Here is a 19,814-nt window from a genome sequence, read left to right as displayed (position 1 = left end):
GACTTGCCTGAGCAAATGATCTATGATATTCTGACTGTAAATATTAGGAACTCGTGAACGGGAGCACCGTCCAAATGAACCGATAATTCGGGATTTGGGCGGTGCTTTTTTGTGTTCCGGGAAAGAAGGAAGGTGGGGGTTTGATGCCCGTCAGATTGGTTCTGGCTGTACAGGATGAGTTGTATATAGAGCCGTTTATGCAGTACGTCCACTCCAGCGAATTCGACCGGCGTATCATCATAACGGGTTTCAGCCGGCAGGATGCCTTTGAGCTGTATATGAAAGACTCCGGGGAAATGGTGGATATCGTGCTAGCTGAGCCGACATTTCTTGAAGCGTGGCAGGGAGCGAAGCCGGGGCGACTGATCGTGGTCTCTCTATGTGAGAGGGGGGAAGCAGCTTCAGGTTTGAGTCTGGATAAATATCAGCCTTTGCATCCGTTGCTGTTCTCGCTCCTGAATATGGTTCGAGGGGACAAGGGGAAACAGGCGGCTAAGGAAGCTGGCACGGTCGTGATCGGTTTGCATTCGATGGTCGGCGGTCTGGGCAAGAGCACCGTATCCTGGAATATCGCGAAGCAGCTTGCTTCGGAAGGCGCTAAAGTATTTTATTTGAGTCTCGAAACCGTGAATAACAGACTGATCTTTGAAGGTCAGCTTGTTCATGAAGGTCAGCGGGGAGGTTTGGCCCGCCTGCTTTATGATTTGAAGTCGGCAGAAGAAGGACAGCAGGAGCTGAAGTTCCCTATATCGGCGTATGCTTGCAGGCATCCACTGCTTCAGGGGGATTTATTTGCACCGCTTGATAATTTGGATGAAATGCTCGAGTTGCAGCGCAAGGAGACCATGGATCTGATCGAATTTATTGCAGCAAGCGGATTGTACGACGCCATGGTGATTGATACCGACACTTACCCGAATGAAAGAGCTGAGGCGGTGCTGGAACGGGCGGATAAGCTGGTTTGGCTTGTAACTGATGATGATAATGTCATGCGCAAGACGTCTCTCTGGTTCGATCATTTGGAGCGATCACGCCCGGATGTCCATGGTCATATTCTGAGCAAGTCTCTGTTTGCCTTTAATCAGTATACAGGAGAAGAGGTTACTTCCCTGCCGGGGAGCAACATCGTATTTGCAGCGATGCTCTCATACATCCCGGCTTGGAAGAATGGGATACGGCAATTTGCAGCGATGCATTCTCCACTCTATCAGCGCGATGTGCAGCAGCTATGCTGCAAGCTGTACGGCAATGCCGAGGTATTGAGGGGAGGAAATATACAGCGATGACGGAGGAAATGTTTCCCCAACTTCGGTCAGAGATTCGATCCGGACTTGATGTTACCTTGACGCTTCAGGACGGGCAACTGATGGAATATATCGAACGGCGAGTGCTTGAGGATCATCGGTTGACCCACCTTACTTCCTCGGAGAAGAGAAGGTGGGTAAGGAGGCTATATGATTCGTTTCGCGGCCTGGATGTGCTGCAGCCGCTGGTCGATGATCGCTCTGTATCGGAGATTATGATCAACAGTCATGAGGAGGTCTTTGTTGAGCAGAATGGCAAAGTTCGCAAGCTTGCGCTGCATTTTGAATCCCGGGAGAGGCTGGAGGATATTATCCAGACCATCGTATCCGGTGTCAATCGGGTTGTGAATGAATCGTCGCCGATCGTGGATGCGAGGCTGAAGGATGGTTCCCGGGTTAATATCGTGCTGCCTCCGATCGCTCTGAAGGGACCGACGATGACGATTCGCAAATTCCCTGAGCATCCGCTTACGATGGAGCAGTTGGTTGAGAAGGAATCGCTAAGCGAGGAAGCGGCCCGTTTTATGCAGACCTTGGTACGCAGTAAATACAATATTTTTATTAGCGGTGGAACAGGTTCCGGCAAGACGACCTTCCTGAATGCCCTGTCGAGATACATACCCGCGGATGAACGGGTCATTACGATTGAGGACTCGGCAGAGCTGCAGATTGTGACTTTGCCCAATCTAGTCTCTCTCGAGACTCGCAATGCGAACACCGAAGGCAAGGGCGAGATCTCGATCCGCGATCTGATTCGTTCCTCGCTGCGAATGCGGCCGGATCGGATTGTTGTCGGCGAGGTTCGGGGCAGGGAGGCGCTGGATATGCTGCAGGCGATGAGTACCGGCCATGATGGAAGTCTATATAATATAAAATGGTATTGAATATTAGTTAAACTTCAACCCATCAATATAGGCATCAAAGTACTTGTTCTTCACACCTTTTACGTTTGTTAAATTAGTATTGACTGTTATCTTTTCAAATGTCGTGAAAACAATTTCTTTCCTCTCTTCATCGTTCGCAATTTGCCAAGATTCTTCGTAACTCATTAATGTTTTTAGCCTAGGTAATCCGGAAATATTGTTTTTACTTTCAGCAATTTTCCGTCTTAGTTCTTGTTCAATTTCTTCCTCGTTCTTGATTCTTTTACGAATGTCTTCTTTCGATATTAACCCTTCTACAAACATGAATTGCCAGTTTTCCTTACGTTTCAGGACCTTCGCTAATTTCTTTTTGGCTAATTGCACCGAATCTTCTGCATCGATTTGCTTTGTTGTTAAAGACTTCATTTCTGATTCAATCATACTAGAATCAGCTTTTATGATGTTCTTAATATACTCGTTTACTAAATGTTCAATATGAACTTGCCTAAATGTTGGCATGCTACAGGATTTATTCGCATGTTTGTTTGAACAAATATAATATTGGGTTCTTACGACTTCTCCAGATTTCTTTGATCGTTTAGTGGTCAATCTACCGAACATGGCCGCTCCACAACGCCCACATCGCAATACTCCCGAAAACCAATATATTTTATTTTTGCTGTATCCCCCGGTTGCCCTTCGCTTCATGAGATCCTTAGTTTCTTCATATTCTTCAGTTGTAAATATGGGTTTGTGCGATCCATTACCATATATGCAATTAACTCTTTCGTCTCGTTTTGAATTCACATAGGTTCCATCGGAGGTTTTAGAACCCAATCGGATAATACCGGCATAATAAGGGTTTTCTAAAGTATATTCGACTGTAGCGGCGGTCCACTCGCGCCCTCTACGGAGCAATCCTCTTGAATTAAGTTGAAATGCCACTGACATATAACCAAGTCCGGTATGGTATAAACGCCGCGCTTCTCGTATTATCTCCGCTTCTTCTTGTACAAGTTCTTCATCTTGGGTATAGCCGTACGGTATAATGCCGCCTGGGCGTTTCCCTTCTCTAACCATTTGTTCGACTCCGAATCGCACACGCTCAGAAATAGTTCCACGTTCCCATTCAGCCATTGCACCTACAAGCGTGATGAAAAATCTTCCCATTGCTGTGGTGGTTTCAAATATTTCTGTTGAAGATCTGAACTTAACACCGTATTTATCGAAGGTCTTTAATAGCTTATGGAGGTCACCTACTGATCGAGTAAGGCGATCTAATTTATAGACCAGGACCACATCAAATTTTTTCTCTTCCATGTTTTTGAGAAGTCGTTGCATTTCAGGACGCTCCAAGTCTTTAGCTGAATATCCATCATCAATGTATTCATCAAAGATGGTCCAGTCCTGAGATTGGGCGTAACTTGCTAACTTTTGCCGTTGTCCTTCAACGGAGAACCCTTCTTCGGCTTGCATATCAGTTGAAACACGAATATAAATAGCCGCTTTCATGGTTATCACCTCACTTTGGCCAGAATTTTACCTCTACAACCTTTCCGATTATTTCAACTTGTTCAGCCGGGATGAGACTTGGTTGCATAGTTGGGTTGGATGGTATGAGAAGGCACATAGAACCTTCTTTCCGAACGCGTTTCAATGTAACTGTTTCGTGATCAATGACTACAACAGCAATATCGTGCGGATTGACCTCTTTCTGCTTCGCAATTATAACCATATCCCCATCATGAATTCGATCACCTATCATACTGTCTCCTTGAACTGTTAAGGCAAATCCTTCTTTTCCTCTTAAAATTGCAGGATCCACAAGAGTGTAACCTTCAATATTTTCAATTCGTTCAATTGGAACTCCGGCAGCGATTCTGCCGACTAATGGTATTTGTAATAAACTTTCAGAATTAAAGGGAAGTACATTAGATTTTTCATGAAATCTTTTTTGATCTAAGTCAGAAATATATTTTTCTAGAGTTTTATTCTGAGAGAAAGAGTCTTCTATAAAAACCTTAAGGACCTCTAATTTTTCTTCAAAACTCATTACGTCGATAAGATCATCGATTGTAATATTGGAGATTTCGTTACTACCCATTTCCTTGATTTGTTCTTGGAAAAGTGTATTGTCCATTCCGACTTTCTTTAAAAGAGTGCTTATGTATGTATCAATATCATTTATATTTTCTAATACAGCTTTAATCGTTTCTGGTGCGCGATCTATAAAAGAAGTAAACACCAGTTTTTCGGGATCTCCGCCGGTTACTTCTGCGAAGGCTCTATTCACTTCTTCCGAAGCTGGGTTCTTTGTCTTGTTATTCTTCAACATAGAGATATAAGAACGATCTATTTTTATTCCTCTGTCAGTCATTCTCTTAGCTATTTCCCCTAAGCTTAATCCACTTTTCTCAATGTACTCATTTACCAAATCCGAATACGTCACAAAAGACACCGCCTTAGTAGATTTTCTATTACTAATATTACCATACCGTTGATAAATTATTCAATAGAAAATTATAACTAGTGAATAAATGTTTATTGACTTGGATTACCAAAAGAATTATGATGAAGGCATCAACTAGTGAATAATCATTTACTACCCATGCTTGGTGTTAATGTTTATTCAACAACGAGAGTGAGGTGAAAAAATGAATTATGCTGATTTGCTGAAACAAGCAATTCAAGAAGCGGATCTATCGCTTGGTCAGATTTGCAGAAGACTTGCAAAACACGGGATTAAAATGGACCGTGCGATTCTGAGCAAAATGCAAAACAACAAACTTCCCCCTGCAAAAGATGATGTGAATATTGTGTTGGCAGAAATCCTGCAAACCGACCCTGATGCCCTTCGAGTTGCTGCTGTTAAAGAAGTCGTGTCTCCGGAATTAATCGGGCTTATTAAAAAAGTCGGGTAAAACCAATCACATCAAGGGAGATGATGTAATGCCTGAAAACATTAGTAATAATCAAGCAAAAAAACCAGAAGGGATGTCAGAAAGAGCATGGATAAACCTCCATAAGGTCTTGGCTAAGATCCACGTTAATCACTTTAGTGAAATTCAAGAACTGCAAAAAGAAAGGGAAAGGAAAAAAGAAGCCATATGAAAGGAGTAACCAAATGAATCCGAATGCAATTGTATTAACACCTGAACAGTTTGAACAACTAAAGGAATCGCTTACCGAATCAGTAAGAACTGATTTAATTCAAGAATTTTCGCAGAAGCAAGCTCTTTACTCAAAAGGGATTTATACACCGGAATGGATAGGCATCCGTGAAGACCTTGAGAAGAAGCTACGGAGCGACTATAACGATGGATGCGGTCAATGGTACCAAAATCAGCAAGGGTTGTATGCGGCGTTTAGATTGGCCTTTCGGAAGGATAGAGCATCCAATTTCCGAAACATCGAGCCGAATAGACTTAGCAAATTTTATTCTGAGTTAATGGCTCTTATCAATAAGTATCGCGAAGAAAGAGATAAGGAGGAGCAATGAGATGAATCAAGGAGGTGAGATGAATGGAAGAAACAGTAATTAAAACAATCGGACGGCTTTGTGATCTGATTACTAAAAGAGCTGATATGATCGGTAATTCTGAAAATATGAATACCTCCGAAGAACTAATTGCTCTAGCGGAGGTAGTGAACGCAACATCTGACTTGGTTAAATCACTTAAAGTTTAAGTCCTGGAGATGGATTAATTTTAGGCGCTGGTCGATGAAGACGTTCTGTAATCTTTTCTAAAGCTTCATCGTACTCGTCCATAAATAACTCTACTGAAGGAGTTTGACTTAAAAATCTTTTTTCAAGGTAGAGCATGGCTAGTTGATGAGCTTTCGATGTTGTTGAGTACGACAAAAATCTAGTTCTATCGGACATATTTAAACCTCCCTTCTTTATGGTAGAAATCGAACATTACTAATATTCGACAAGAGAGGACAAAACCCTATTAGAAAGGACTGATTATATGAATCAATTAGTATTTATCGAAAACGGCAAGACGGTGACAGATAGTTTGACAGTGGCGGAGGTTTTCGGGAAAGAACACAAGCATGTTCTTCGTGATATTCGCGAATTGGAATGTAGTGATGACTTCGCTCAGTCCAATTTTGGACTCAGTTCATATCAAGATCGGTCGGGGCGTACTCTTTCGAAATACGTCATCACACAAGATGGTTTCTCATTTCTGGTCATGGGCTACACCGGAAAAGAAGCAGCACGGTTTAAGGAAATGTACATCAATGCTTTTAACAAAATGCGTGACCAATTAAGTTTACGCCCAGTTGATCCGGTAAAAGCACTCATGCAAGCTACTCATAACTTACTAGCAAGTCAAGAATTGATTGTTGAACGTCTGGATGATGTTGAACACAAAGTGGACAAGCAAATCACCTTAGACAGCGGCCAGCAGCGGCGGTTACAACAAGCAATTGCTAAAAAGGTATGTACCATCGAACCGGATAAGGCAGAGCGCGGTGAACTGTTTAGGCAGATCCACCGAGAAATCAAAGACCGCTGGCAAGTTGCAAGTTACAAAGATGTATTACGCCATGAGTTGCAGGATGTTTTGAATTACGTTGAAGCCTGGAAGCCGATACGGCGGGCTGGTTAGGAGGGCAAATGAACAAGCGTTCCGCTTTTACTAAAATGATCAACTTAATCATCATACTCGCATTTGCGGGAGTGACATTTTTAAATTACTGGTATGCAGTAGAGAGACAAAAGCTCAACCAACGGTATGAACAGTCAATTGAGCAATTCGAAAATGTTATTCAGGACTATGAGGAGATGGCAGTTCTTCTTCGTGGTTATGTTCAGAAATTGCAGGCGGAATAGCATTTATTAATTCGTTGAACTTTTCGATTAATTCTTCATGTCGACTATCTTGGACAATTGAATCTTTTCGATTTTTTACATCATCAAGATGTGTCTGATAAATCGGCTGCAACAATTGAAGAATGGTAAATATTAAAGAAATTATTACGGGCCACGTCCATGAAGAAGTCTCATTAACGTAGTTATTGATCGTGATATTAATAGTCGGACTTGAATCTTCAATTTCTTCTTCATCTTCTAGAAGTGGTTCTAGTGATTTGCATAAGTCGGTAACTTTAGGAATTATCACATCTGGTACTGGAATAGTGAAGTTCTTAAGTTGAGACAAGCTTTCTATGGTTGGTTTTATTAATTCAAAGTTGTATTTGGGAGTTTGGACGGCAGCCTCGATGGCTCTCATATAATCATCATTCATATTTTTTAACATCAATCTTATCGATTCTTCCAATTTGATCATTTGAGTCATTTCAGGAACGTTAAGCGTTGAAATTTGCTTCTGAAATTGAATAGCAGGAAGCATCGCGCGCCTTACAGTCTCGTTCATTCTTCTGATACTTTCAAACGGATCTTTATCACTCACAAGAGACACCCCATTCAAAAAAAGTAGTAATGACATTTATTCGACATGAGAGGCCAAAATACCTACCTGAAAGGATCAACAAGCCATGGGATATGAATCCAAGCATAAAGGCAAGTTTGTACAACGCCTTGATTTCCTCCACCGTGAAGCCCCCGGAGTAAATCTTAGCACTGATTACATGACACCTAAGCAGATTAAGGAGTTATCCGGTCCGGTACACATTTATTACATTCAGAAAGGAGCATGACAATGAACGATTTTATGATCATACGCAAACGAAGATATGATCTTATGCTGTACCGTTGGAGATTGTTGAATGGGCGAGTTGATTGTGATCCTGAAATTTACCCAGCAGCTTTAGATTGGATTGAATCGGAATTGGCGTTGATGCCATCATGATTGAATGCGCCGGGTGCCCAAGAGAAGCTGAATATGAAGTTTTTACGGGGAGTTACTGGCAACCACATTGCGATTCTTGCGCTAAGGAAGCTATGGAATGTGAACAAGGAGCCTTGATAAGGAGGATAGGCCATTATGCATCAAGGAATGAGAGTGAGAGTAAGCGAAGAATCCGCAGATATTCTTCTTGCAAAAGAGATGAATATCGGAACAAGTCTGGACGGCAAATACTTTCTTTTTCCAAATGCGGTTGTCAGAGACGAATACGACAGAAGAAGGAGGGAGCGCAAACGTGAAGAGTCTCGATTACATCAGGGAGTGCATGGAGATAGTCAGACCGCTAACAGATATAAGGAACGAATCAAACATTCGACTTCTTATAACTTTAGATCAGTTCCTAGAAGGCCCAGTAGATAGGCTGTACGACTGCTTGCAGACGTTAGAGAGTCTTGAAATGAAAAATGACCGCTGCGCCAACAGCGATCACTCCGACACTTAACAAAATTAATTACGGACACAATAACACATTTTTTAGGAGGTTGTAAAGAGGACATGAGAACAAGTGAAAGCATTTCAAACATTTCTGCGGCTCTATCTAAATTCCAGAGCGAAGTAAAACAGCCTAAAAAAGATACAAATAATCCATTTTTCAATAGCAAATATGTTCCATTGGAAGGGGTGGTATCTGTTATCACAGAGCCTCTGGCTAAGCACGGACTGTCATACATTCAATCCACCGGAACCGAAGATGAACAAGTGACTATTACAACGCTACTAATGCACACTAGCGGCGAGTTCATTGAATCCGATCCGCTTAAATTACCTGGTCACCAAGTAAAAAAAAACGGGGAAAAGGATTTTAATCCCCAAGGTATAGGATCAGCCATAACTTACGGTCGAAGATACAGCTTAACGGCCTTGCTTGGTATAGCTTCTGAGGATGATGATGACGGAAATTCTGGCACGAGAGATCCAAAACAAACCGATGACAAAGGCCCAAAACAACCTCCTTCTTCTCTTAAATCAAAATGGAAACTATTAAGTGATAACTCACTGGATGGATTTGACGATTGGGTAACCAAGAAAACAAAAGACGGTTGGAATTATTCGCAAATGGAACAAGCGCTTACTAAAAACTTACTAGATAAGAAGGCCAAGGAGGAACAAGAGAATGCTTAATAGATGGGTTGGAATCGGACGATTAACCCGTGATCCAGAGCTACAATACACACCAAACGGGATAGCAGTAACTAAATTTACTTTGGCAGTTGATAGACCGTTCACCTCGCAAAACGGCGAACGCGAAGCGGATTTTATCCCCGTTGTTGTATGGAGGCAAGCGGCTGAGGCGTGCGCTAATTACTTGGCTAAGGGGCGTTTAGTAGCTGTAGAGGGGCGCATTCAAGTGCGGAATTATGAAAACTCCGAAGGCAAACGAATCTATATCACCGAGGTCATAGCTGATAATGTTCGATTCTTAGAACATGGGGAATCGCGGCAAAGCAGTAATCACTCGAATAATGGATCAGCTAACGAAAGCGACCCATTTTCTGATGATGGTAAACCAATCGACATATCAGACGATGATTTGCCGTTCTAAGGCGGTGTAGTCATGGCGGATATAGATTACTACCTTGAACAGATCATTAGATTGCGCCAGGAAGCCGACGCGCTTCCTGATGACAATCCAGGCGCTTTAATGTCAAAGATTAACCTATTATCTAATTGCGTAATGTATATCGGCAGAGTATCAAGCCAAGTTGATGGAGATTACAAACGTCATTATGCAGATCGTAAATATCAGTATGCCTTGGCTTATAAATCGGCGAGCGGAGGAAAGGCGGCGGCTGCTGAAATAGCAGTGCATGATATGCGTCTGAAAGAAGCCGACTTATATCAAGATATGATGCGTTGGAGGAATGCCCTTGTATCAACTACAGAGGAATTACACGCCTTGAAACTGAGATTGCGCATTGATTATCAGCAAGGAGTGAACTAGATGAACTTTGAATATAACCCAGTCTCCAAACCATCCTATCGCCGCCGTAAGCCTACAAGCAAGATGCGCGGACGAATTACACCTGATGTCTATCAGACGGCGCTAGAACGGTCAGGAGGACGCTGTGAACGTTGTAATAAGACCGGATATCTTGAAGCCGCTCACCTTGTACGGCGCTGGAAGATCGAGGGCAGTACTACAGCAAACGACATAGCCATGTTATGCGGTCCAGCAGTTAATACAGGCACATGTCATAACTGGGTGGATTATACGGCAGAAGGTCGGGCGTGGGCTGAAGAATATCGGCAGCAGCTTTATAAGAAAGCACATGAATAGTAGGTGGTGAAATGGACGGATGGATTAAGCTTCACCGGAAACTAATGGAGAGTGAGACTTTCTCCCGACTCACTGCAATCCAGAAGGTTATTGCAATTTATATCGCGCTGAACGCCAATCATGACGATGGCGTTTGGTACGACAAATATAAGGATATTGAGGTTGAGGTAAAGCGCGGTCAACTGGTTGTGTCGAGGAACAAAATTGCCAAGGAATGGTTTGGTGGCGACAAAGATGTAACAGACATGAAAATAAGAACATGCCTAGACAAATTAGAGAGATTAGGTTTTTTAACCAAGTCTCCAACCAGTAACTACACATTAATAACAGTGCTTAACTATGGGATTTATCAGGGTTCCGACACAGACGATAACCAAGCTGATAACCAAGTCGTAACCAAGTCTCAACCAAGTGATAACCAAGAGAAAACCACAAACAAGAATGATAAGAATGTTAAGAATGATAAGAAAGTAATTAAAAAAGATATTATACCCAAAATTGCATTTGCTGAATTTGTAAAACTGACCCAAGAAGAATATGACAAGTTAGCAGCAACACATGGGGAAGATCGGGCGAAACGAATGATTGAAATACTGGACAATTACAAAGGAGCTAATAACAAGAAATACGCTAGTGATTACCGAGCTATTTTAAACTGGGTTGTCAAAAGAGTAGAAGAGGAGGAGGCAAAGGGTGGACGTAAACAATCTGAACCTTTCGGCAGAGGACAAGCAACTACTAATCAATACAATGAGCACCATTCCAAAACATCAAAAGAGGCAGTTCAGCAACAATCCAATGCCGGGAGTGTTCCGGGAACTAGAAAGCCAATTCAAGAAAACGGAGATCCTTCGGCCCCTTCGAAGTACGACATCTTTGTTCGCTGATGATCAGTACGATGGAACATACTGCTGCTTGGGATGTAGGCAGGAGATCGGAAGAACCTACGTGCCATTTAAAAAGCAATGGGGATTAAAAAGGGCATGTGCCTGTGTGATAGCTGAGAATGAGAGGGCTGAGAAAGAAAGCGAGCGGCGTTATCGGCGCGGACAAATGGAACGGGTGTTTTCAAGAAACATCATGAACGAGCGACTTAAACAGGCTAGGCTAAGTAACTTCATCGAACGCAGCGGCTCAGAAAGCAGTTTGAAAGGCGCTAAAGAGTTTGTCGAAGGGTTTGAGTCCAGAGAAACGGGGTTGCTCTTATTCGGCCCACCTGGTAACGGTAAGAGTCATCTAGCCGCAGGCATTCACCATGAATTAAATCATCAAGGGTTTGTATGTTTGTTCTTGGACGTTCCACAACTGCTAAAACTAGCAGAAACAGCTACTAGATTTGATTCCAAGATTAATCTAACTGATATCATCAACGGGGCTGTTAGCGCGGACCTACTTACTTTGGACGAGCTAGGGGCCGGGGATATTACAAGTAAGATTTACACCGACATATTATTTCCGATCATTAACGGGCGACAAGGTAAGATCACAAACTACACTTCAAATCTAAACTTGGAACGGCTGGAAAACTGGCTCTTATACGATAAATACAAAAATATTGTTGATGAAGAGGGGCGATTATTTGACCGGATACTTGGAAGCTCAGACATCTATCACAATACAGCAACCTCAAAACGGAGAGAGGATGCAATCAAGCGAATGCAGGGCTGAGGAAATCGCAAACGACACTAGCCGTGATTGGGCTGACCGGATCAGAGCAAGCGCCGAACTGCAATACAAGCAAGGAATGATGGTAAATGGCAACAAGTAAAGAGGATCGGAGACGTTACCAAGAAACGGCATAGCAAAAAGAAATGACGGAGATATTTGAATCTCTTGAATATCGACTCTTTGAATGTTTTCAACGTGCCGACGGCATCATGGCTAAAATGTCCACCGAAGCATCAGCCTGCCAGATACCCGGCGAGTTTCGCGAAAGATTCATGCGAGATAGATTGATAGACATGTTTGAACAAATAGCAGAGCAGAGGGAGGGCCGCAAAAATGCAATGTAATATACCTGGATGCGATGAAATGGCGAATGCAACTTTTGCAAAAGTGCCAGTCTGCAGGATGCATAGGTTTAAGTTGCTGGATGAAGCAAGCCTATTTTATTCAAAAGGAATTAACAATCGCCAACTATTCGAGTTGATCAGGCAGAAATCGCCGTGGAAGAAGCTTGAAGAAGGTGACAAGCATCAAGCCATTGTAAGGAAGATCAGAAATGGAACTGTAACAATTTACGAGATTAAAGGCGGAACATATGCATTACAACCTACAAGGGGAGGAAGAAATAAATGACTAGATTCGTAGGAATCGACCCAAGCGGACAGACTGGTTTAACGATATTGGACAAGGATGGAAACTTTTTGGATGGTTTTGAAATCACATCAAGCGCAGAGGATAAGACAGAAAAGATAGACTTCATTGTGACGGAAATTTTAAGCGAACTAGAATTTGGAGATGTTATTGCGATTGAGGGATTTAGCTTTGGTTCTAAGGGTAAGGGCGTTGATTTTCAATACGGCCTTGGTCATGCGATTCGCCTAGAACTATATCGCGAAAATCGAACGTGGTTAGAGGTATCGCCAAGCCAAGTCAAAAAATTTGCCACAGGCAACGGAAACACAGCAAAAGACAACATGGTTTTACCGATTTTCAAACACTGGGGCTTTGAGCATCCTTCTAACAACGTACGAGATGGCTTTGTTTTGGCTCAGATTGCGCGATCAGTCCGCACAGGAGTATTTACAACCAAATACCAGCAGGAAGTCATACAAGCGATTCTAGAGCCTCAGAAAAAACAAAGCTAAATCTAGGAAGGTAGTATAAAGCACCTCCACAGCTAATATGAGCGCCGTACAGACGTTATAAACACACAAGAGTATAAACGGAAGGATACAAACTAAAGGAGCTTATACAGGCTCACAGGGCAGCGTGCGAATGTAAATCTTAGTTTTCGGATGAAAATACTAAATTTTAAGGAGGCTAACCAATGAAACGGACAAGATGGAGCCATTATAAATACTACTGTAAGCATGAGTCTATCAATTGGGTATCTCGAAAAACAAAAAAATATATCCTTGGCAGGAAGATGAACAAACGCAAATTAAATGAACGCTTAGCTGCTGTTGTTGTCGAACAACGACCGTATCCAGAAGGTTCATTGCTCTCTGATTACTTTTGTCCAAAATGTGGATGCGATGAAACAAGGTCAACCGGGAACATGGCTGATTACCCGGAGTTGTGGGTGAGAAGCTATTGTATGCGATGTGGATTTTTGGTTGCGGAAGCTGATAACAGCCCTACTTACTTTGCATTAGAGTATCCAGAATACAATTACGAGTTGAATTAAGGAGGCTAATACCCCCATGAGTAACAATATAGACCCAAAGATAGAAGAGATAAGAGATAGACACAAGGAAGCAACAGAAGGGCCGTATATCTTCAAATTATTTTACAACGAATATGGAATGTATGGAAAGGATTCAAAAATTATATCGTTTGGCGGTCGGTCAGGATATGAAGAGTTCAGAGGGCAAGAACCAGGAATGGATGACGAGTCATTCTTACAAAATAGTTGGGCTGACATAGCCTATCTCCTATCCGAATATGACCGACTACGGGAAAACCACGATACCGCTATAAAAGCTCTGGAAAAAGCAGAAAGATTCATTGGCGCAATGATGGAGTTTTACGGAGAAGGATTAACAGTTCATAACTGGCATCAAAACGGAGACGGAGAACCGTGGGATAACTTCTTTGATAACAACATGGAAGGCGATGAATTGGAATCTATCCGTACTGCTTTATCCCACCTGAAAGGATGAATAAACATGGATAAACCAAAAAAGTGTTGGTGCGGCAAAGGTGATTACAAATACGCTTCAGCTTTATACGCCTATTACACTTGCGGACATATATTTGAACGACCATTAAACAGCAACGAAAAAGGGAATTTCGTTCTTAGCAATCATAGAGGGGAGAGGTAAAAGGGATGAAAGAAAGACTGACTAAAGAACGCTTGGAACAATTGAAGCAAAGATACAGGGACTTTGGAAGCTTGCATTGGATGGACGCCCAAGAGATAGTAATCGAACTGGAACAAGTTCAATCCGAGCTTACCGAGAAGGACGCAACCATAAAGAAGTTTGAAGATGATGCAATGTATTGGTATCGGGAAGCGGAAAAAGCAAGATTTATGTTCCTGGCTGCGCATGATGAACATAAAAGAACACGTAAAGCACTAGAAGATGCAAAGGATAGTATCCAGGTGATCGAAGCGCATGGGGAACGCCCTTGGGAAGTGACAAGCTATTGTGACAGGGCGATAGAGCTAATTGACGATGTTTTAGGGGAAGGTGATAAGGAATGAGTAAAATCCTAAAGCGGAGATACAAACAATCAAGGATCGAATTTAAAAGTGAGTTGTTGGAAAGATGCGAGGATAACAAGGCGTTAGCAATGCTTCTGCTTGAGACATACGTAGCTTGGCATCATATGAGACATATCGGGAAGATTTGGGCAATGTTCAGAAACCCAGACTATAGGGAATTTCAGATGGATTATAGCAAGAACTTATTTGGAAAACATCTTTCAGGTAGAAGTGATATTTGGCACTCTTTGTACTTTGCAGATAGAGGTTTATATGACAAATATGCCCGAAAAATACCGGAATGCTATGCGATGGGTGACGCTTTAGGCATTGCGTACAGAGTATTGAGAAAGGGTGATAGGGAATGAGTATAGAGGATGTAAACAAGGCATTAGAAGTCGAGAAGTTGAACAACGAAATTGCTTTAAAGAGCATTATTAATCGTGCACTACATGTATTCCCAAAATCATTCATAAATCACAACAACGAAATAATTCTGGAGCCTAGAAACAACGTATATTTCCGTTTGGATGAAGTAGAAACGGAGTTGGATTTCAAATGCAAAATGTTTGCTTGGTTATCTAGGCCGATTGCAGAAGGTTTGAATAGATACTGGTCGCCATTAGTTTTGAACTGTTTCAATGAGTTGCTGAAGACCAATTTTAGCAAAGATGAAATGTACGAAATATATGATCGATTAGGTAATGATGTCAACCGAAAGCTAACGATAAGATTTATTGAATCGGGTTATGATTTGTCATTGTTAACGCGCAATAGTTAGCCCCTATACGGCTATAGAGCATCAATTAAGGTCAGGTTGAGCCAAAAGATCGGATTTAAAGTCATCCACAATGTCCTTCGCAGTCGATGGGATCAGTCCTACCACTGAGATTAAGTAAAAATACATGTGGTCAAAGATTGTATCAAATTCAAGCATTTCAGCGGGGGCGGTTTTTATATAATCCATATGTTGTTTAGCAAACATACTTGTTTCGATTCGCATTTATATCACCTCAATGACATTTTAATATGCGAGTGTGGTATTTGGTAGAGGTGTATTTTGTAAAAAAACTGTCATAGAAGAGTAGATACAGCAGAGGAGAGAGGAAACAGTGAGTATACCACGCATATTAAATTACCCGGGTGCAAAGTGGAGCATGACAGACTGGATAATTGATCAAATGCCACAACATACGACATACCTAGAACCGTATTTCGGATCCGGTGCCGTATTTTTTCGGAAAAGACCATCTGCGCTTGAAACGATAAATGACATTGACGGCGATGTAGTGAATCTCTTCCGAGTGGTTCGGGACAAACCTGATGAACTGGCCTATCTAATCCAATGGACTCCATATTCAAGAGAAGAGTACTACGATTCATATGAATCAATAGGCTGTGATCTTGAAAGAGCAAGAAGGTTCCTTGTCCGTTGCTGGCAAGCTATTGGAGCGAAAACGAGCGATAGAACAGGATGGAGAAGCAATATACAGTATGATAAAGCGCCGAATAAGATTTGGCCTAAACAATGGCAAGATATTCCTGTCGAAATAATAGAGGTTGCAAACAGGCTGAAGGATGTTCAAATAGAAAATCAGCCAGCCTTACAGATATTAGAACGATACAAACAACCAGATGTATTGGTCTATGCGGATCCTCCGTATATCTTATCCACTCGATCAAAACGGTTATACCGCCATGAAATGAATGAGAATGACCATTTAGAAATGCTGGAAGCATTAGACGCGCATCCTGGTCCGGTGATCTTATCTGGATATGCGCATCAAATGTATGATGACCGTCTTAATCACTGGAAACGTGAAACGAGAAAAGCAACCGCAGATAGAGGACAACCACGCACAGAAGTTCTTTGGATAAATCCTGTTGCTGCTAATCAAGTAGGGCAAATTGCAATGATGTTATAGAGGGGAGATGAAAGAAGATTGAAACACATCGTATTTAACTCCGCTGGAATCGGTAGTTGGGCAACCGGAATGCGTGTAGCCGAAAAATATGGAACTGATAACATTATCCAACTATTTACCGATACAAAAAAGCTTAACGATAACCATCCGCATCGTGGTGAGGACGATGATGCATATAGATTCTTACGCGAGGGTGCGGCGCTAATCGGAGGAAATCTCGAATGGGTGTCGGCTGGCAAAGATATATGGCGCACATTTGAAGATAGTCGGTATATGGGCAATAGCCGTGTTGATCCGTGCAGTCGGATATTAAAGCGTGAGATGGCGCGGAAGTGGATTGAAGATCATTTCAAGCCGGAAGAAGTTACGCTTTATATCGGAATTGACTGGACAGAGGCGCACCGGGCTGTTAAAAACAAGCGGTTTTGGGAGCCATATAACGTTGAGTTTCCGATGATGGATGCACCTTACATGACCAAAGAGGAAATGTGCCAGTGGTCCGAATCTCTCGGACTAAAGCGCCCACGTCTTTATGATCTTGGCTTTGCGCACAACAATTGCGGCGGATTTTGTGTTAAGGCTGGGCTTGGTCAGTTTTATACGTTGCTCAAGACGATGCCTGAGCGGTACGCATACCACGAACAAAAACAGGAGGAACTATTCGCAGTTCTAGGCAAGCGAGTTCCCTTCCTACGTCAGACAATCAACGGCAAGTTACGGTATTTGAGTTTGAAGGAATACCGGGAGCAAATCGAAGAAATCGAGCGCAAAAATGAAGACGTGGCCTGCCAGATAGACTTATTTGATATCGGTGGATGTGGCTGCTTCGGGGATGTTGACGACATTGTGGAGAAAGTTATTACTGCATGATGCACTAGGCCGAAGGCCATCAAATAAACCAAAGGAGAATGCTCAAATGAGTGATAGACAATTGTTACGTGAGATCGGATATGAAGAATCACTTCTTGAAACTATGACTGATGAAGATTGCGAAGCTGAAGTAACCGAGTTGAAATATAGCGCTGATTAATTGGCCGAAGGCCATCGATCCGAACGAATCAGCTTAGGCGTAAGCCGGGGGCCGTATAAAGATTTTATTATCAGGATAGAGTCATAACCCTGACTCTGTCCTATAAAGGAGCGATAAGAATGGCAAAGTTTATATTTAACGTAAGCACCAAGTATGTGGGGAGTAGAGCTGAGGAAACTGTTGAAGTGCCTGATGAAGACCTAGAAGGGCTGAACGAAGACGAAAGAGTGAAGGTAATTAATGAACATTGGGAAGAGTGGCTTTGGAACGGAAATATTGACGGAGGATGGGAAGAGGTTTAAACGCCTCTCCTATCCATACCAGGAGGGATACACAGTGATCGGATATATTTCAAGTGAATTTACAGTGTGGTGCGGTAAATGTTCCAAATGGGAGCAAGTTTCCACGATAAGCAAAACGTTCGCCGCGAAAGAATTTACTAAAAGCGGTTGGAGAAAGACGAAAGAACATGGATGGGTATGTCCTAGCTGCAAGAAGAAACCAAAGGAGGGATACAAGATATGAGAGATTATATGCAGCGGTGCCGAAGGATTACGAAAGAAAAGAAGTTGAGTAAAACTGAGCAAGGATATGAAGTAACAGTTACTCAGTCTGATTTTAATTGGTTAATGAGCAATGCAGAGGCTTTATGCGAAATAGCCGATGAATGGATACGGATAGAAGAGCAAGGAACAAAAGAAGAAGCTGACGATTTTTATTCCTATGTTCAAGATGCGCTAACTGGAGACGGAGAAGAGAGTTATTAGGGGAGGAATAGTCCATGACAAAGTGGTGGGAGGATAAAATCAATCTTCCGAAGGAACCGGAACCAGTAAAACCAAAGAGACCCGCGGAAGAAGTATTAAGAGAGGGTTTGGAAGGACTTGAAACATTCGGTCTGAACACCAGAAAAGGATCTGCCGCTTGGCATACAGGTATAAAAGCAAAGATTATACTGGATGAAGCTTATGGGAGGGAGCGAAACGTATGACCGTACAAGCTAAGACAATACAGGGAGGTATTAGTTTGGAATTGGTAACTGCACAGTCGCACTGGGTGTGGAGTCAGAAGGCGCAGGAGATTGAACCAAAGCGTCATAGAGTTGGGGAAATGATATGGCCTCAATGGTCGAAGGAAGCGCCTAAGAAGTGGCTAGAAGACGGTCTGATAGTGGACAAGAGTGAGTATGTAAAAGAAGGGCAGACAGAAATATTTGATTTTATGTAAGGGGTGATACTATGCAGTATGCCATTGAACATCCGATACTAACCTTTATCCTGATAATAATTGCTTTAGTAGTAATAGAAAACGTAGCAAATAACTATATAAGGTATAGGTTGGTCACGAAACAAAAGAAAGATATGTAGTATAATACAAATAAATGATCAAAATTTCGCGTGTTATATAAAATATCGCGTAAAATAGTGCAAATGGGGTGATTGAATGGGTGCGCAACAGATGGTAATGGACATTTACAAAGTGGATGAAAAGGCAACGACGGCAGCCGTAGAAAACTATCTTAAAGACGCTAGGGAATACAGAGTAACAGAATACATCCCAATTGAGCCATCATTAACAGCAGGATACAGCGATATGCCGCGAGGTAGTAACATCAGCGATCAGACATCGGATATAGCAATCCAAAACGTGGACGAGCAGCGCAGGCGTAAAGCTCACATTGAAAGAGTAGAAAAGGCTGTAAACAGATTGCCTAAAAGACAGCAATTAATCATCCGCACCAAGTACCTGAACACCGAGGAAATGTGGGATTATGAAGTAGCTGACGAGATCGGATACAGCTATAGACATTACAAGAGAATAAAGTCATACGCGATCTACAGATTGGCTACAGCATTGGGGTTAATTGTACTGAAAGAATGAGACAATTTCTATGGCCCTTTTTTGTCAGTTTTATGGCAGGATAAAGTCAGAATTTTCTAAAAAAACCGTGTTATGATTGTAGTGTGGGAAATTGAATAAAGGACACCACAGAGGTAAATACCTTAGTGATATGGCTGGCATATGCTGGCCTTTTTTATTTGGTGGTGATAAGTTCCTGAGCAATTCCCGGACCTCCAGGGCAGCCCGATATGAGTTCGTGTTGCCCGGTGTGGGGCATTTACCAAGATAGACAGTCGAATAAGCGAGCGAGAGTCAGAGACCGAT

At 42.3% G+C, this 19,814-nt stretch carries 30 protein-coding genes and 1 pseudogene; 27 read left to right on the top strand and 4 right to left on the bottom strand.

Going from position 1 to position 19,814, the window contains the following annotated elements; all coding sequences use genetic code 11:
- The first annotated feature begins 143 nt into the window (after nt 1-143).
- Nucleotides 144-1,286 carry a P-loop NTPase family protein gene (locus tag DMN77_RS08205; RefSeq protein ID WP_179014406.1) on the top strand — a complete coding sequence of 381 codons (1,143 nt, stop codon included), beginning with the start codon at nt 144-146 and terminating at the stop codon, nt 1,284-1,286.
- Nucleotides 1,283-2,167: pseudogene (locus DMN77_RS08200) on the top strand (TadA family conjugal transfer-associated ATPase); the annotation flags it as partial. The gene DMN77_RS08205 and the pseudogene DMN77_RS08200, both read left to right, overlap by 4 nt.
- Nucleotides 2,168-2,191: 24 nt before the next feature.
- Here DMN77_RS08200 and DMN77_RS08195 read toward each other — a convergent pair.
- Nucleotides 2,192-3,679 carry a recombinase family protein gene (locus DMN77_RS08195; RefSeq protein WP_179014403.1) on the bottom strand — a complete coding sequence of 496 codons (1,488 nt, stop codon included), beginning with the start codon at nt 3,677-3,679 and terminating at the stop codon, nt 2,192-2,194.
- A 10-nt stretch (nt 3,680-3,689) separates the two neighbouring features.
- Nucleotides 3,690-4,616 (bottom strand): S24 family peptidase, encoded by a 927-nt coding sequence (locus tag DMN77_RS24205; RefSeq protein WP_179014401.1) that lies wholly within the window; start codon nt 4,614-4,616, stop codon nt 3,690-3,692.
- Nucleotides 4,617-4,821: 205 nt separating this feature from the next.
- Here DMN77_RS24205 and DMN77_RS08185 point away from each other — a divergent pair, with 205 nt between their 5' ends.
- Genes DMN77_RS08185 through DMN77_RS08170 form a run of 4 tightly spaced genes read left to right on the top strand, consistent with a single transcriptional unit; the run spans nt 4,822 to nt 5,854 of the window.
- The gene (locus tag DMN77_RS08185; protein ID WP_179014399.1) at nt 4,822-5,088 is read left to right on the top strand and encodes an XRE family transcriptional regulator; all 267 of its coding nucleotides are present in this window, start codon (nt 4,822-4,824) and stop codon (nt 5,086-5,088) included.
- Between the two features lie 28 nt (nt 5,089-5,116).
- Nucleotides 5,117-5,278, top strand: a complete 162-nt coding sequence (locus DMN77_RS08180; RefSeq protein WP_179014398.1) for a hypothetical protein — start codon at nt 5,117-5,119, stop codon at nt 5,276-5,278.
- A gap of 13 nt (nt 5,279-5,291) precedes the next feature.
- On the top strand, nt 5,292-5,666 hold the full coding sequence (locus DMN77_RS08175; RefSeq protein WP_179014396.1) for a hypothetical protein: 375 nt from the start codon (nt 5,292-5,294) through the stop codon (nt 5,664-5,666).
- A 23-nt stretch (nt 5,667-5,689) separates the two neighbouring features.
- Nucleotides 5,690-5,854 (top strand): hypothetical protein, encoded by a 165-nt coding sequence (locus DMN77_RS08170; protein ID WP_179014395.1) that lies wholly within the window; start codon nt 5,690-5,692, stop codon nt 5,852-5,854.
- Here DMN77_RS08170 and DMN77_RS08165 read toward each other — a convergent pair.
- Nucleotides 5,844-6,050, bottom strand: coding sequence for a hypothetical protein (locus tag DMN77_RS08165; RefSeq protein ID WP_179014393.1), 207 nt, complete (start codon nt 6,048-6,050; stop codon nt 5,844-5,846). The genes DMN77_RS08170 and DMN77_RS08165 overlap by 11 nt on opposite strands.
- A gap of 88 nt (nt 6,051-6,138) precedes the next feature.
- Between DMN77_RS08165 and DMN77_RS08160 the strand changes: the two genes are divergently transcribed.
- Nucleotides 6,139-6,783 (top strand): Rha family transcriptional regulator, encoded by a 645-nt coding sequence (locus DMN77_RS08160; protein ID WP_179014392.1) that lies wholly within the window; start codon nt 6,139-6,141, stop codon nt 6,781-6,783.
- Between the two features lie 156 nt (nt 6,784-6,939).
- On the opposite strand, the gene DMN77_RS08155 is transcribed toward DMN77_RS08160, so the two are convergent.
- Nucleotides 6,940-7,587: a hypothetical protein gene (locus DMN77_RS08155; protein ID WP_179014390.1), complete on the bottom strand. Its 648-nt coding sequence runs from the start codon at nt 7,585-7,587 to the stop codon at nt 6,940-6,942.
- Between the two features lie 951 nt (nt 7,588-8,538).
- On the opposite strand from DMN77_RS08155, the gene DMN77_RS08150 reads away from it, so the two are divergent.
- From DMN77_RS08150 to DMN77_RS08055, 20 genes are all read left to right on the top strand, one after another.
- The gene (locus DMN77_RS08150) at nt 8,539-9,165 is read left to right on the top strand and encodes an ERF family protein (protein ID WP_179014388.1); all 627 of its coding nucleotides are present in this window, start codon (nt 8,539-8,541) and stop codon (nt 9,163-9,165) included.
- The gene (gene ssb, locus DMN77_RS08145) at nt 9,158-9,586 is read left to right on the top strand and encodes a single-stranded DNA-binding protein (RefSeq protein WP_179014387.1); all 429 of its coding nucleotides are present in this window, start codon (nt 9,158-9,160) and stop codon (nt 9,584-9,586) included. The genes DMN77_RS08150 and ssb overlap by 8 nt, the downstream gene beginning before the upstream one ends.
- A 12-nt stretch (nt 9,587-9,598) precedes the next feature.
- A complete protein-coding gene (locus DMN77_RS08140; protein WP_179014385.1) occupies nt 9,599-9,985 on the top strand; it encodes a hypothetical protein in 387 nt (128 codons plus the stop codon).
- On the top strand, nt 9,986-10,321 hold the full coding sequence (locus DMN77_RS08135) for an HNH endonuclease (protein ID WP_179014384.1): 336 nt from the start codon (nt 9,986-9,988) through the stop codon (nt 10,319-10,321).
- A gap of 11 nt (nt 10,322-10,332) precedes the next feature.
- Nucleotides 10,333-11,208, top strand: coding sequence for a hypothetical protein (locus tag DMN77_RS23620; protein WP_218652901.1), 876 nt, complete (start codon nt 10,333-10,335; stop codon nt 11,206-11,208).
- 61 nt (nt 11,209-11,269) lie between these two features.
- Nucleotides 11,270-11,989: an ATP-binding protein gene (locus tag DMN77_RS08125; RefSeq protein WP_179014382.1), complete on the top strand. Its 720-nt coding sequence runs from the start codon at nt 11,270-11,272 to the stop codon at nt 11,987-11,989.
- 333 nt (nt 11,990-12,322) lie between these two features.
- Nucleotides 12,323-12,619 (top strand): hypothetical protein, encoded by a 297-nt coding sequence (locus DMN77_RS08120; RefSeq protein ID WP_179014381.1) that lies wholly within the window; start codon nt 12,323-12,325, stop codon nt 12,617-12,619.
- Nucleotides 12,616-13,131, top strand: coding sequence for a hypothetical protein (locus DMN77_RS08115; RefSeq protein ID WP_179014379.1), 516 nt, complete (start codon nt 12,616-12,618; stop codon nt 13,129-13,131). The genes DMN77_RS08120 and DMN77_RS08115 overlap by 4 nt, the downstream gene beginning before the upstream one ends.
- A 182-nt stretch (nt 13,132-13,313) precedes the next feature.
- Nucleotides 13,314-13,673 carry a hypothetical protein gene (locus DMN77_RS08110; RefSeq protein ID WP_179014377.1) on the top strand — a complete coding sequence of 120 codons (360 nt, stop codon included), beginning with the start codon at nt 13,314-13,316 and terminating at the stop codon, nt 13,671-13,673.
- A gap of 16 nt (nt 13,674-13,689) precedes the next feature.
- Nucleotides 13,690-14,148, top strand: coding sequence for a hypothetical protein (locus tag DMN77_RS08105; RefSeq protein WP_179014375.1), 459 nt, complete (start codon nt 13,690-13,692; stop codon nt 14,146-14,148).
- Between the two features lie 167 nt (nt 14,149-14,315).
- On the top strand, nt 14,316-14,693 hold the full coding sequence (locus DMN77_RS08100) for a hypothetical protein (RefSeq protein ID WP_179014374.1): 378 nt from the start codon (nt 14,316-14,318) through the stop codon (nt 14,691-14,693).
- The gene (locus DMN77_RS08095) at nt 14,690-15,061 is read left to right on the top strand and encodes a hypothetical protein (protein WP_179014372.1); all 372 of its coding nucleotides are present in this window, start codon (nt 14,690-14,692) and stop codon (nt 15,059-15,061) included. Before DMN77_RS08100 ends, DMN77_RS08095 begins: the two co-directional genes overlap by 4 nt.
- Nucleotides 15,058-15,474: a hypothetical protein gene (locus DMN77_RS08090; protein ID WP_256872298.1), complete on the top strand. Its 417-nt coding sequence runs from the start codon at nt 15,058-15,060 to the stop codon at nt 15,472-15,474. The genes DMN77_RS08095 and DMN77_RS08090 overlap by 4 nt, the downstream gene beginning before the upstream one ends.
- Before the next feature lie 331 nt (nt 15,475-15,805).
- The gene (locus DMN77_RS08085) at nt 15,806-16,618 is read left to right on the top strand and encodes a DNA adenine methylase (protein ID WP_179014371.1); all 813 of its coding nucleotides are present in this window, start codon (nt 15,806-15,808) and stop codon (nt 16,616-16,618) included.
- Nucleotides 16,619-16,636: 18 nt separating this feature from the next.
- Nucleotides 16,637-17,488, top strand: coding sequence for a hypothetical protein (locus DMN77_RS08080; RefSeq protein ID WP_179014369.1), 852 nt, complete (start codon nt 16,637-16,639; stop codon nt 17,486-17,488).
- Nucleotides 17,489-17,767: 279 nt separating this feature from the next.
- Entirely contained in the window at nt 17,768-17,950 is a 183-nt protein-coding gene (locus DMN77_RS08075) for a DUF7167 family protein (RefSeq protein WP_179014368.1), read from the top strand.
- A 219-nt stretch (nt 17,951-18,169) separates the two neighbouring features.
- Entirely contained in the window at nt 18,170-18,415 is a 246-nt protein-coding gene (locus tag DMN77_RS08070) for a hypothetical protein (RefSeq protein ID WP_179014366.1), read from the top strand.
- Between the two features lie 14 nt (nt 18,416-18,429).
- A complete protein-coding gene (locus tag DMN77_RS08065; protein WP_179014365.1) occupies nt 18,430-18,639 on the top strand; it encodes a hypothetical protein in 210 nt (69 codons plus the stop codon).
- Nucleotides 18,640-18,674: 35 nt separating this feature from the next.
- Nucleotides 18,675-18,875, top strand: coding sequence for a hypothetical protein (locus DMN77_RS08060; protein ID WP_179014363.1), 201 nt, complete (start codon nt 18,675-18,677; stop codon nt 18,873-18,875).
- 216 nt (nt 18,876-19,091) lie between these two features.
- Entirely contained in the window at nt 19,092-19,529 is a 438-nt protein-coding gene (locus tag DMN77_RS08055; protein ID WP_179014361.1) for an ArpU family phage packaging/lysis transcriptional regulator, read from the top strand.
- Nucleotides 19,530-19,814 lie beyond the last annotated feature (285 nt).

The organism is Paenibacillus sp. 79R4 (genome assembly GCF_013393165.1).
Taxonomy (GTDB): Bacteria; Bacillota; Bacilli; order Paenibacillales; family Paenibacillaceae; genus Fontibacillus.
This window is presented reverse-complemented; position numbering and strand designations above follow the sequence as displayed.

Bases quoted from the DNA above. Each gene is read 5' to 3' on its own strand.
- DMN77_RS08205 (WP_179014406.1), top strand. From the start codon at position 144: ATGCCCGTCAGATTGGTTCTGGCTGTACAGGATGAGTTGTATATAGAG.
- DMN77_RS08195 (WP_179014403.1), bottom strand. From the start codon at position 3,679: ATGAAAGCGGCTATTTATATTCGTGTTTCAACTGATATGCAAGCCGAA.
- DMN77_RS08185 (WP_179014399.1), top strand. From the start codon at position 4,822: ATGAATTATGCTGATTTGCTGAAACAAGCAATTCAAGAAGCGGATCTA.
- DMN77_RS08180 (WP_179014398.1), top strand. From the start codon at position 5,117: ATGCCTGAAAACATTAGTAATAATCAAGCAAAAAAACCAGAAGGGATG.
- DMN77_RS08175 (WP_179014396.1), top strand. From the start codon at position 5,292: ATGAATCCGAATGCAATTGTATTAACACCTGAACAGTTTGAACAACTA.
- DMN77_RS08170 (WP_179014395.1), top strand. From the start codon at position 5,690: ATGGAAGAAACAGTAATTAAAACAATCGGACGGCTTTGTGATCTGATT.
- DMN77_RS08165 (WP_179014393.1), bottom strand. From the start codon at position 6,050: ATGTCCGATAGAACTAGATTTTTGTCGTACTCAACAACATCGAAAGCT.
- DMN77_RS08160 (WP_179014392.1), top strand. From the start codon at position 6,139: ATGAATCAATTAGTATTTATCGAAAACGGCAAGACGGTGACAGATAGT.
- DMN77_RS08150 (WP_179014388.1), top strand. From the start codon at position 8,539: ATGAGAACAAGTGAAAGCATTTCAAACATTTCTGCGGCTCTATCTAAA.
- ssb (WP_179014387.1), top strand. From the start codon at position 9,158: ATGCTTAATAGATGGGTTGGAATCGGACGATTAACCCGTGATCCAGAG.
- DMN77_RS08140 (WP_179014385.1), top strand. From the start codon at position 9,599: ATGGCGGATATAGATTACTACCTTGAACAGATCATTAGATTGCGCCAG.
- DMN77_RS08135 (WP_179014384.1), top strand. From the start codon at position 9,986: ATGAACTTTGAATATAACCCAGTCTCCAAACCATCCTATCGCCGCCGT.
- DMN77_RS23620 (WP_218652901.1), top strand. From the start codon at position 10,333: ATGGACGGATGGATTAAGCTTCACCGGAAACTAATGGAGAGTGAGACT.
- DMN77_RS08120 (WP_179014381.1), top strand. From the start codon at position 12,323: ATGCAATGTAATATACCTGGATGCGATGAAATGGCGAATGCAACTTTT.
- DMN77_RS08115 (WP_179014379.1), top strand. From the start codon at position 12,616: ATGACTAGATTCGTAGGAATCGACCCAAGCGGACAGACTGGTTTAACG.
- DMN77_RS08110 (WP_179014377.1), top strand. From the start codon at position 13,314: ATGAAACGGACAAGATGGAGCCATTATAAATACTACTGTAAGCATGAG.
- DMN77_RS08105 (WP_179014375.1), top strand. From the start codon at position 13,690: ATGAGTAACAATATAGACCCAAAGATAGAAGAGATAAGAGATAGACAC.
- DMN77_RS08100 (WP_179014374.1), top strand. From the start codon at position 14,316: ATGAAAGAAAGACTGACTAAAGAACGCTTGGAACAATTGAAGCAAAGA.
- DMN77_RS08095 (WP_179014372.1), top strand. From the start codon at position 14,690: ATGAGTAAAATCCTAAAGCGGAGATACAAACAATCAAGGATCGAATTT.
- DMN77_RS08090 (WP_256872298.1), top strand. From the start codon at position 15,058: ATGAGTATAGAGGATGTAAACAAGGCATTAGAAGTCGAGAAGTTGAAC.
- DMN77_RS08075 (WP_179014368.1), top strand. From the start codon at position 17,768: ATGGCAAAGTTTATATTTAACGTAAGCACCAAGTATGTGGGGAGTAGA.
- DMN77_RS08070 (WP_179014366.1), top strand. From the start codon at position 18,170: ATGAGAGATTATATGCAGCGGTGCCGAAGGATTACGAAAGAAAAGAAG.
- DMN77_RS08065 (WP_179014365.1), top strand. From the start codon at position 18,430: ATGACAAAGTGGTGGGAGGATAAAATCAATCTTCCGAAGGAACCGGAA.
- DMN77_RS08055 (WP_179014361.1), top strand. From the start codon at position 19,092: ATGGGTGCGCAACAGATGGTAATGGACATTTACAAAGTGGATGAAAAG.